Raw genomic sequence first — 10,542 nt, 5'->3', positions numbered from 1 at the left:
CTTCGTCACTACGACGAAGCCCAAATCCTCCTTAAATCACAACCCCAAATCTGTGCCATAGGCGCTGACGGGGAACACGCCATACCCACAAGCACGGCTTCAGCCCCTCCGCGTGATCCTACCGGCCTCCGGCCGGTCAGTTATTCAGCCAAGCAATAGGTTTGCTACTCAATTTCCAGCTGGATGGTCTGCACTCAAAGCCCTACCACGTCGACAAGCTGTGACTCCGGCTGTAATTTGCTGCGCAGCCCGGAAAAGGCTGAGTGGCGGACCAGCACACAGACGATATCGGCTTCTTCCAAAGCTTCGTCCAGCTTGGCCAGCTTCACTGGCAACTCGGCGAGATTTGCCGGAAGCTTATCGATATGCGGTTCTACCGCCAATACTTGGCAGCCCAGCGTCCCGAACTCGCGTGTGATACGCAGCGCCGGGCTTTCACGTAAATCGTCGATATCCGGTTTGAACGCGAGGCCTAGGCAGGCAAGCTTGATGTCCGCCATCGTACGGGAAGTATCATTAGCCAATGCCTTCAGTACGGCATCTTTGCCCTTTTGAAGAACCCAGTCCGGCTTTGCATCGTTTACCTCGCGTGCTGTCCGGATTAAACGCGCTTCTTCCGGCGCGGACGACACAATAAACCATGGATCCACTGCGATGCAGTGCCCGCCTACGCCGGCACCGGGCTGTAGAATGTTCACTCTCGGGTGGCGGTTCGCCAGCGATATGAGTTCCCATACATCGATACCAAAGCGGTCGCATATGGTGCTAAGTTCGTTGGCAAACGCAATTTGCACGTCCCGGGAGCTATTCTCCGTAAGCTTGCACATTTCCGCTGTTCTAGCGTCGGTGATGACGCAATCGCCGCGAACGACCTTCTTATATAATGCTACTGCCATTTCACTGGCCTGTTGGGTCATGCCGCCAATGATGCGGTCGTTCTCGATCAATTCGCTCAGCACATGCCCCGGCAGCACCCGCTCCGGGCAGTGCGCAACTTGAATATCCGCATCATTGCCAGCCGATTGCGGGAATGTGAGATCAGGTCGAGCTTCGGCCAGCCACTCTGCCATCTGATCGGTCGCGCCGATCGGGGACGTGCTTTCCAGAACGATAAGATTGCCGCGTTGCAAAACCGGGGCGATCATTTTCGCGGCCGAGGCAATGTAGCTGAGATCAGGTTCGAAACCATCATTGAAGGGTGTGGGTACAGCGATGATAAAGGCGTCCGCGGCCTCGGGTGTCAGCGTTGCGTGAAGTCGACCTTCGGACACGACCTTGTGCACTACGCCGTCTAGATCCGGCTCAACGAGGTGGATTTTTCCGGCGTTGATGGTTTCCACGACGTGTTCGGAAACGTCTACGCCAATTACTCTTGTTCCGTGCGCCGCGAAAAGTGCTGCGGTCGGCAGGCCGATATATCCCAGGCCCACCATCGAAATGCGATCAAACATCAATCAATAAGTCCTTTGGTGTTTCTATCCGGCCGTAAGAGCGGCGGCGATCCTTTCGGAAGCCTTGCCATCGCCGTAGGGATTGAGTGCGCGTGCCATCTCATCATAGGCCTGCGCATCGTTCAGCAGTGAAAGGGCGGAATCGCGGATTTTGTCTGCGTCAGTGCCAACAAGCCGGACTGTACCGGCATCCACGGCTTCCGGTCGCTCGGTCGTATTGCGCATTACGAGAACCGGCTTGCCCAGAGACGGAGCTTCTTCTTGCACGCCGCCCGAATCCGTAATGATGAAATGCGATCGGCGCATCAACCACACAAAAGGCAGGTACTCTTGAGGTTCGATCAGATGCACGCCATCCGTGTCGCCAAGAATGCGCTTCACCGGCGCCTGGACGTTGGGATTTAGGTGTACGGGGTAGACGATCTGCGCATCGCTCTGCTGGCTGATATCGCGCAGTGCACGGCAAATATTCTCGAATCCTTCACCGAAATTCTCGCGGCGGTGGCCGGTCACCAAAATCAGTCGACGGCCTTCTTTTAGGAAAGAGAAACTGGCTTGCATCTGCGTGTCGAGCGCTTTGTCGGCATCCAGCCGCGCTACGATCTGCTGCAGAGCATCGATAACGGTATTCCCGGTCACCACAATGCTATCATCGGAAACATTCTCAGCCAGTAGGCTCTGCCGGGAGGTTTCGGTCGGTGCAAAATGCATGTCTGCAAGACGGCCGACTATCATTCGGTTCGCCTCTTCCGGCCATGGCGCGTACAAATTGCCCGTGCGCAGGCCAGCCTCCACATGCCCGACGGGAACCTGCGCATAGAATGCGGCAAGAGCTCCGGCCATGGTGGTTGTTGTGTCGCCATGCACCAATAGGCGGTCGTAGCGCCCCTCGTTCAGTACATCGCGCAAAGCTAGAATGATGTTGGCGGTAATATCTGTGAGATCCTGTCCGGGCTTCATCACGTTGAGATCCATGTCAGGCGCGATATCGAACAGCGAAAGCACTTGATCTAGCATCTCGCGGTGCTGTGCGGTGACGCAGACATGCACATTCAAACCAGGTGTATCCTTCAGTCGATGCACAACCGGGGCCATTTTGATTGCTTCGGGGCGCGTGCCGAATACCACGAGAATTTTCAAACCAGACCCTTCCATTGCTCCGCCATGTCTGCGGCAGGCGCTTTGCTCATATCGATATGAGATACAAGTCTCGGCAGAAGCCAAAGCGCCGGTATTCGGGCTATTTTTCTTCCGAGTTGTCAAGCACCACAAGGAATCCTAACAGCGAGTTGAATGTGCGATTGCCGCGCTATGTCAACCGAATCTGCGGGTTTGAGACCAACTCAATATGTTGAACTTGTAAAAGCGTATGGCGAGCGAGAACGAGAGGGATCGGTATATTGCCCGCGGAATGGCAAAGGCGGCCGTGCAATTGGTCGCCAAAGGTAGGGCGTCGCCCACTACTTTGGTCGAAGATGCCGTAGCGCTTCATCAAGATAGCCTAGTGATCGGAGCATATGGTCAGGTCTCGCTGCGACAGTTTGATGCAGTGCGGCTGAAAGCCACGGCAGAGATGGCAAGAGCACGTGCCGATGAATTTCCAGAACTAAGGACACTTATCCGAGAGATTGAAGCTGGACCTCTACGCGCGATAGCACTTATGGAGCGGTTGGCGGACAGGTGCCAACAGAGCATTGTTCCAGTACCAAAACGAATCGCCTACGTGCTGGACAGATCTCTGCCTTATGCCAGTAACGGCTATGCGATGCGTAGTCATCGTTTAGCGCGGTCGTTGCTGGACAAAGGTGCTGACATTGTCTGCCTGACCAGGCCAGGTTTTCCGTCTGATCTAGAAAGCTGCCAGCGAGATTACGATTCGCTTACTGCCTTGGAAATAGTAGACGGGGTTGGCTATCATAGAATCCATTTCCCTTTGCAGCGCGATTTTGCTCGTCTTTCCTCTGATATCACTGCTCATGCGCCGCTGCGATATTTAGAGCGCGCCGCAGAGACGCTGATGAGGCAATTCGTTGCGATACGTCCATCTTGCGTGATCGCTGCATCCAATTTTGTTGCTGCGCTGCCGGCTAGTCTTGCTGCTCGTCAGCTGGGCTTGCCGTTTGTTTATGAAGTGCGGGGGTTCTGGGAGATCACACGCGCTTCGCGCGATCCCGACTATTTGCAAAGCCCAATGGGGCGGCAGGAGATCGCCATGGAAGCTTCCGTTGCTCGAACGGCTGATGCGGTGATCACACTGACCGACACAATGCGTGACGAACTGGTCGCGCGCGGTGTGACGGCAGACCGAGTTACTATTGCGCCCAATGCCGCTGACGTGAATACTTTCCGGCCCAAACCGCGGAGCGAAAGGCTTTTAGAACAACTGAATCTGGACCCTGAAGTGCCGGTAATCGGCTATATAGGGTCGTTCATGCCATATGAAGGGCTGGACGATCTGGTGAAGGCTTGCGGCCAATTGAAAGCCAAGGGGATGGGATTTAGGCTGTTGTTGGTGGGCAGCGAACCGCCGAACGATGAAGGCGCGTTTCCGGTCACAGACGAAATTTGCGAGCTTATCGATCGTGGCGGGCTGAAAGATTGGCTCATCATGCCGGGCCGGGTGCCGCATGAAGAGGTGGCGGAGTGGTATTCGTTGGTCGATATCGCACCTTTTCCGCGCAAATCGCTACCGGTGAGCGAGCTCGTCTCGCCTCTCAAACCGTTGGAAGCGATGGCGATGGAAAAGGCTATCGTGGTTTCGTCGGTCGGTGGTATGCGCGAAATGGTGCACGATGGCAGGACCGGGCTGGTATTCACAAAAGACGACGTTACTGCCTTGACGGACACCTTGCTTCGGTTGTTGCAAGATGTGCCTTTGCAGCGCAAGTTGGGGCGGGCGGGGCGTAAATGGGTCCGGCGAAAGCGCAGTTGGGACAGTGTTGCCGATGTCCTATTGGGCGTTGCCTCAACGGTAACGCTGTCCCGCAACAGATGAATTGGCGTTGCAAGTACTGTTGTCAAAGGCGCCATTTGAATTGATTTGCTTTCTTGGCTCACTTGGGAGATCAATTTTCCGACTATTGATGAACCCAGTTCAGGTGTTTGTTCAATAAGGCGTCGGTAAATTAGGGGTGTATCCCCTTTGCATGCGTGAATTGACTCACTGAAGAGCGTATTGCCGGGGGTTCCCAACGTTGTCGACGATATGACGGGAGAGTGCTTGGCAGCGGTGCTAGGCACCTCGATCTCAGGACACAGCGTCGTGTGTGAGCTGCCCGAGCTCATCGCACGGCGCGGCAGGCCGGGCATGATCGTAACCGACCAAGGTAAAGGGCTGAGAAGCAACGTGGTATTGGCTTGAAACGAGCAGTTCGGCGTGGAGGGTACTGTATCACCTCGGGCAAGCCGATGTAGAGCGGTTTAACGACCGAACGCGTCAAACAACCATTCAGCTCTAATCCCAGTTGCGGGGAAGCGGCGCCATGCCGGGCGTGCCTGCATCGCCGCAATCGTCATCGTCTGGTTGCCGAAATGAGTTCTGAGCCTCGCCCCTTACGCCGGCCTTGCCGGTGTCGAATTCCATGCGTAATTGGCGACGTGAAGTACGTTCGCGAATTATTACGGAAATGCAGAATGCGCAAAATCATCATCTCTGACCATACCTATGAACAAATAAATGCAAGACAATCCGGTGAGGGTGGAGAAGGCTTGATCGCTCGCGATCAAGTCGCGCAAAGTTATTTCGGCCAGATCGGCGATCGCAAGTCGACCGAGAAGACGCGGAACCGCCTCTACTGGATGGCCAAGCAAATCGATGGGGCCGATGTACTCGATGTGGGATGTAGCGAGGGCGTGCTTTCGATCCTCGCGGCTCGGGAAGGCTTCGCCGTTACCGGCATCGACCTCAACCCAGACGCTATCGAATACGCGGTAGAGCTCTCGGCCCAAGAAACTAAGGAAGTGCGCAAGCGCGTCAATTTTATGGTCAACGATCTTGCGAGCGTTGCAGATGGCAAGCCAGCTTTCGATACGGTGCTGGTCGGCGAAGTGATCGAACATTTGCTGGCCCCCGAAAGGCTGGTCCAGCTTTGTGTGAACCTACTGAAACCCGATGGTGTCCTGGTGATCACCACTCCGTTCGGAATAAGCTCGAATTATGACCACAAACAAACGCTTTTTCCGAGCGATCTTGTGGAGTTGTCGAGAGGGCTCCTGTCGGTCGAGCACCTGAGCGTCGACGATGGATACATCCGCTACGTCGGGCGCAAGGCCTCCAAGAATACCAGGTTTCCGATCGATCGACTGCTGGAAGTAACCGAAGCTGGAACTTTTGCGTCGCAGAACGCCGCGCAAGAGATCATGGACGACCGCCGCAAGCGTATCGCGAAAAGTCTGCGCGAGATCGAAAAGTTGAAGAAGAGTTCGGAGTCCGACCGCGAAGATCTTGGCAAGCAACGCGAGGAACTGGCCAAAACGCGTGCTTCGGAAGATGAGGCGCTCAAACAGCTCGCTATAGCACGGGCCGAGCTTGAGGCTGGGCTAGAGCAGGCTGAAAAGGCCGAGGCTCTAAACACAGATCTCAGCAACAAGCTCGCCACGGCTAGGAAGGACCTTTTTGTAGCCGAAGAGGAACTTGATCGGCTCAGGAAGGATCTCGCCGTTAACGACAAGAAGCTTGCCACGGCAATACGGGATCTTTCCGTTGCCGAAGAGGAACTTGATCAGCTTAAGAAAGATCTCGTCGACAGTGAAGCATCGGTCGCACGACTCAACCAACGAGATCAAGGTCGGCTGGCTGAAATCGCGGCGCTCCGTCATACTACGGCGCGTGCCGAAGAGAAGTCGCGTCAACTCATGGCGCAGCAAGAAGATGGCGAGATGTGTCGCCAAATCTTGTCGAAGTTGACAGCGCAGCAAATGTCGTCACAGCGCGCTTTTTATCAACCTCATCGCGTACGCGCGCAAAGACGCGCAAAACAGCATATCGCCGAGGATATGAGGCTGGTCCAGGCATCCAGTCTGTTTGACGCAAAGTGGTACTTGTCTGCGAATCCTGATGTCGAAGAAAGCGGCGTAAACCCAATCGAACATTACGTAATGAATGGTGCTTACGAAATGCGAGATCCAGGACCTGATTTCAGCGCATTCAAATATCACAAGGCTCATCCAGATGTAACACGCGAAGGCGTTCCGGCGCTCCTACATTACCTACGGCATGGCCGTGCCGAAGATCGCCGAATTTTCAAGGTTGGCGAGGAATACCCTGCAGCTTTCGTAAAGGATTGCGGTAAGTCCGATCGCGCACCGACAAAAGCCAAGTCCAACCCAGCGCCGGCAGAAGCCGATTCTGTTCCGGAAACGACAGGGTCGGTTGTCGTCAAAACTGCGGTGACGAAACCCGAACCAGGCCCCGATGCCCTGCGCTTGCTGACCCTGCTCGATGAATTTACCGAGAAGGCCCTTGAGCACGACACACATATCACGCGGCTCTCTATCGACGATTGGGATGATCAAATCGAGAACGGTGAATTCGACGCGTTCTTCGCCGAAAGTGTGTGGCGAGGAAATGGCGGCGATTGGAACTACGCCATGTCCAATCCAAAGAGTGCACGTCACGCGACATTAAAGGCGGTATTAGAAGCTTGCCGCAAACGCGGCCTCCCAACCGTAATCTGGAACAAGGAAGATCCGCCAAATTTCGAAGTTTTCAAGGACTCCGTAGTTCTATTCGATCACATCTTCACGAGCGATGTGAACTGCGTGAAGAAATACAAGGAGTTGGTAGGACATGACAATGTCCATGCCCTACCATTCTTTGCGCAGCCCAAATTGCACAATCCGATCGACAAGAGTGAACGGGACGATAAGCAGATCGTGTTTGCTGGTAGCTGGTATGCCCAGAAACACGGGGATCGCTCGATTCTGGCGCCGGCGCTCTTCGATGCCGCAAGCGAGCATAAGTTTACGATTTATGATCGCCACAGCGAAGAGAAGAACGGTGCTGGCAAGTACCGCTTCCCGGACAAGTACCAGAAGTTCCTGAAACCCAAGGTTGCCTACGACCAGATGCTGCGCATCCACAAGAGCTTCCAGGTTTTCCTCAACGTCAACAGTGTTACCCAATCAGACACTATGTTCGCGCGCCGTATTTTCGAAGTACTGGCATGTTCGACACCAATCGTGTCCACGGCATCTAGTGGCCTAGAAAAAATGTTCGGCGATATTGTTCCGGTTGTACACGATGCCGAGCAAGCGCGAACCGCGCTGTCGCATTTGTTAGAGGATAATCGCTATCGCCACCGGATAGGTCACCTCGGCTATCGTCGCGTAATGACGGAGCACACGGCGCAAGATCGTATCGATTTCATCGCCAAGACCTGCGGATTGCGGAGCAGAAAAAGGGCACCTTCTCCGAAGGCATCCTGGATATGTGCGACCAATCGTCAGCATTATCTTGATAACGTCGTTCGCAACTACCTGCGCCAGTCTCACCCCAATATGGAGCTGATCATCGTGCTCAACTCGGACGATTTCGATCAGACCGAGGTGGAAAGACAGTTGGCGGACGTGCCCCACTGCAAGGTTTTGCAACTGCCCGAGAGTGCGTATCTTGGAGACTGTCTGAACGCCGGCATTGAAGTCATGGAAGGCGATTACTTCTTCAAGATCGACGACGATGATGTGTATTTCGAGAACTACACGTCAGACATGCTTCTGCCGTTCAAATACACACAAGCGCGGATTGTCGGAAAGCAGAGCGTCTTCAGCTATCTCGAAGCCGAAGACACACTCTACCAGCGGTTCCAGCATCGCGTGCATCGATATTCCAGACTGATTGCCGGCCCGACCTTGGTTGCTGATCGCCGCGTGCTGGAAAAGGTGCCGTTCGGACAATTTAGGCGGGGGACTGATACGCAGTGGATCCGCGAGTGCCTCGCCGCTGGCGAACAAGTCTATTCGACTGATCCTTTCAACTTCGTGCTGATCCGTCGGTCTGATACCGAGGCGCATACGTGGCGTGCGTCGGCAGCAGAGGTAACGAAAAACGCGACCAAGATATCTGATGGATTCGCGATGAAATACGTCCGCGTCTGATGTCCTCGTCTAGACGACCGAGACTTCGCCTCAGTTGCGAAAAGTCTCGGTCAGGAAGACCCACGGCACAGGCCTTTCGACGCCGACAAGTTCGTACTCTGCGCGTGGGAAAACGCGCTGAATGCGTTTCTCGTCGAAACGCTGCAAGTGATAGTGGGGTAGCGGCTCGGGCTCCTCGAAAGGGACGCTCATGATCAAGCGCTTGCGCGCAACGCGGCGGAGTTCTGAAATGGCCGCGTCCATCGTGTCATCCGGAAGATGTTCGATGACTTCCATGCATATGACGCAGTCGAACTGGCTATCTTCGAACGTCATGTTCGTCGCGTCCATAATTTCCAAGGTAAACTTGTCCGTAAGTCCGACAAACTTGGAGTATTCTCGGACGTCGATTCCATTGACCTGTTCAAACCGGCCGCTGAGCGCGAGTGTGTTGATTAGAGCCCCGGGCCCTGTGCCTACATCAAGGATGGACCTGCAGCCTTCCGGAATCTGGTCCAACACCCAATTCAAACGGCGCCAATCTGTTTCGGAATAAAGGCCGGTACCCTTCGTTTTTCCGAACCGGCGCCCATACTCCTCGTCGAACTTCTGACGCACGCCCAGCAGCGTAGCGTTCTCGACAGGCTCCAACTTGGTTCGTTCGGCTACGAACAACTGATCCATGAAAATCCTCGGGTCCTTAAGTCGTGCAAGATTTCTCATTACCCCCCTTGAATGTGAATGCAAGGCAAGCCACTCGACTGAGCCTGAGATTAAACGGAGACTTTTCCATGGGTTGGCAATCCAAATATGTGACAGAGTTCCCGCAGTTTGCGCGGGTCAAGCGTGCGCTGGAAATCGGCGCGGGCGGCTTTACGACTGCTATCGAATTGTCGAACCGGTTTCACGATAAGCACTTTCATGGGATCGATTTCGTCTTGAGCGACCTTGCGCTCAAGAACCTCAAGGCTGCGCCGAGCAACCTGACCGTGTTGAAACATGATGCCCGCGACCTCGAATTGTTCGCTGAGGGATATTTTGATCTGGTCTATTCGGTGGCCGTGATGGAGCACATCTGCGAACTTGAACTCCATCTTGCAGAAACCTACCGTGTATTGCGGCCCGGCGGATCATACTGGTTTTGGCAAGCACCGTTCTGGTCCTGCTCGCTCGGGCACCATTACCGCCACAGTAAGGTCGATTGTCCTATACCCGACTATGCACACCTCCATATGACGCGGGACAGGCTTGAGATGCACATTATCGAAAACGGAAGCACGCCAGAGGTCGCGAAAAGGGCGGTCGATTTTATTTACGATCGTCCAGACCTCTCGCGAATGGGACGTACCGACACCCGCGGCATTGTTGAGTCATCGCCATTTGAAATTGCCGAGTGGCGTGACGAAGTGGATAGTCGTTATGACCCTGTAGGTGCAGCGCGGGTATTGGCTAACAACATTTACAACGTTCCGGAGGAAGATCTACTCTACAAAGGTGCGAAGGTTCATCTAAAGAAGAAGGACTAAGGCGTGCTGCAAGCGACACGGCATGTTTTCTTACGAGGCGTGAAAAGAACCCCTCAGAACTGGGCAGTTCTTCTTTCAAACTGTCGAAGGCAAAATGTGCGGCCAGAATCTGTTGAAGTGCGATACGCTCACGTTTCCCCTGATTTTCCTCTGTGAGCGACTAGAGTCTGGCCTACAATAAGCAAGGGCGATTAAACGCAAGAGGCTCGTTGAAGAACTGATTATCGGGGTGTTCAAAGCGGCCGATGACATGACGAGCCAATGCTTGGCAATAGTGCCAGACACTTCGATCTCAAAAAACACCGCCGCAAGTGAGCTAACCGAGCTCACTTACGGCGCGGCAAGCCGGGCATGATCGTGAGCGTCAACAGTACAGAGCTTATCGGCAATGCAGTCTTGGCCTTAGAGTAGCAACGTAAGCGTGGCGTGGAGGCCGCCTTGTCAGCGTGATTTTCTGGCTTTCGAGGCTTTGCCTGCTGCGCGGCGTTTGG

7 protein-coding genes and 2 pseudogenes are annotated in these 10,542 nt (G+C 54.5%); 5 read left to right on the top strand and 4 right to left on the bottom strand.

All coding sequences use genetic code 11. The features are described 5' to 3' along the window. Nucleotides 1-194: 194 nt before the first annotated feature. A complete protein-coding gene (gene wecC / locus K3174_RS16630) occupies nt 195-1,451 on the bottom strand; it encodes a UDP-N-acetyl-D-mannosamine dehydrogenase (RefSeq protein ID WP_221560565.1) in 1,257 nt (418 codons plus the stop codon). Nucleotides 1,452-1,475: 24 nt separating this feature from the next. Beyond that, a complete protein-coding gene (gene wecB / locus K3174_RS16625) occupies nt 1,476-2,591 on the bottom strand; it encodes a non-hydrolyzing UDP-N-acetylglucosamine 2-epimerase (RefSeq protein WP_282099738.1) in 1,116 nt (371 codons plus the stop codon). Nucleotides 2,592-2,862: 271 nt separating this feature from the next. On the opposite strand from wecB, the gene K3174_RS16620 reads away from it, so the two are divergent. Then, the gene (locus tag K3174_RS16620; protein WP_221560563.1) at nt 2,863-4,446 is read left to right on the top strand and encodes a glycosyltransferase family 4 protein; all 1,584 of its coding nucleotides are present in this window, start codon (nt 2,863-2,865) and stop codon (nt 4,444-4,446) included. Between the two features lie 189 nt (nt 4,447-4,635). Continuing rightward, nucleotides 4,636-4,809, top strand: a pseudogene (locus tag K3174_RS16930) (IS3 family transposase); the annotation flags it as partial. A 96-nt stretch (nt 4,810-4,905) separates the two neighbouring features. Here the strand turns inward: K3174_RS16930 and K3174_RS17055 are convergent. Continuing rightward, the gene (locus tag K3174_RS17055) at nt 4,906-5,034 is read right to left on the bottom strand and encodes a hypothetical protein (protein ID WP_282099737.1); all 129 of its coding nucleotides are present in this window, start codon (nt 5,032-5,034) and stop codon (nt 4,906-4,908) included. Nucleotides 5,035-5,084: 50 nt separating this feature from the next. Here K3174_RS17055 and K3174_RS16610 point away from each other — a divergent pair, with 50 nt between their 5' ends. Beyond that, nucleotides 5,085-8,546, top strand: a complete 3,462-nt coding sequence (locus K3174_RS16610; RefSeq protein WP_221560562.1) for a glycosyltransferase family protein — start codon at nt 5,085-5,087, stop codon at nt 8,544-8,546. 30 nt (nt 8,547-8,576) lie between these two features. Here K3174_RS16610 and K3174_RS16605 read toward each other — a convergent pair whose 3' ends face one another. Then, a complete protein-coding gene (locus K3174_RS16605) occupies nt 8,577-9,209 on the bottom strand; it encodes a class I SAM-dependent methyltransferase (RefSeq protein WP_221560561.1) in 633 nt (210 codons plus the stop codon). A gap of 107 nt (nt 9,210-9,316) precedes the next feature. Between K3174_RS16605 and K3174_RS16600 the strand changes: the two genes are divergently transcribed. Continuing rightward, entirely contained in the window at nt 9,317-10,051 is a 735-nt protein-coding gene (locus K3174_RS16600; protein WP_221560560.1) for a class I SAM-dependent methyltransferase, read from the top strand. 229 nt (nt 10,052-10,280) lie between these two features. After that, nucleotides 10,281-10,453, top strand: a pseudogene (locus tag K3174_RS16925) (IS3 family transposase); the annotation flags it as partial. Between the last annotated feature and the right edge of the window lie 89 nt (nt 10,454-10,542).

This window comes from Qipengyuania qiaonensis (assembly GCF_019711515.1).
Classification (GTDB): domain Bacteria; phylum Pseudomonadota; class Alphaproteobacteria; order Sphingomonadales; family Sphingomonadaceae; genus Qipengyuania; species Qipengyuania qiaonensis.
This window is presented reverse-complemented; position numbering and strand designations above follow the sequence as displayed.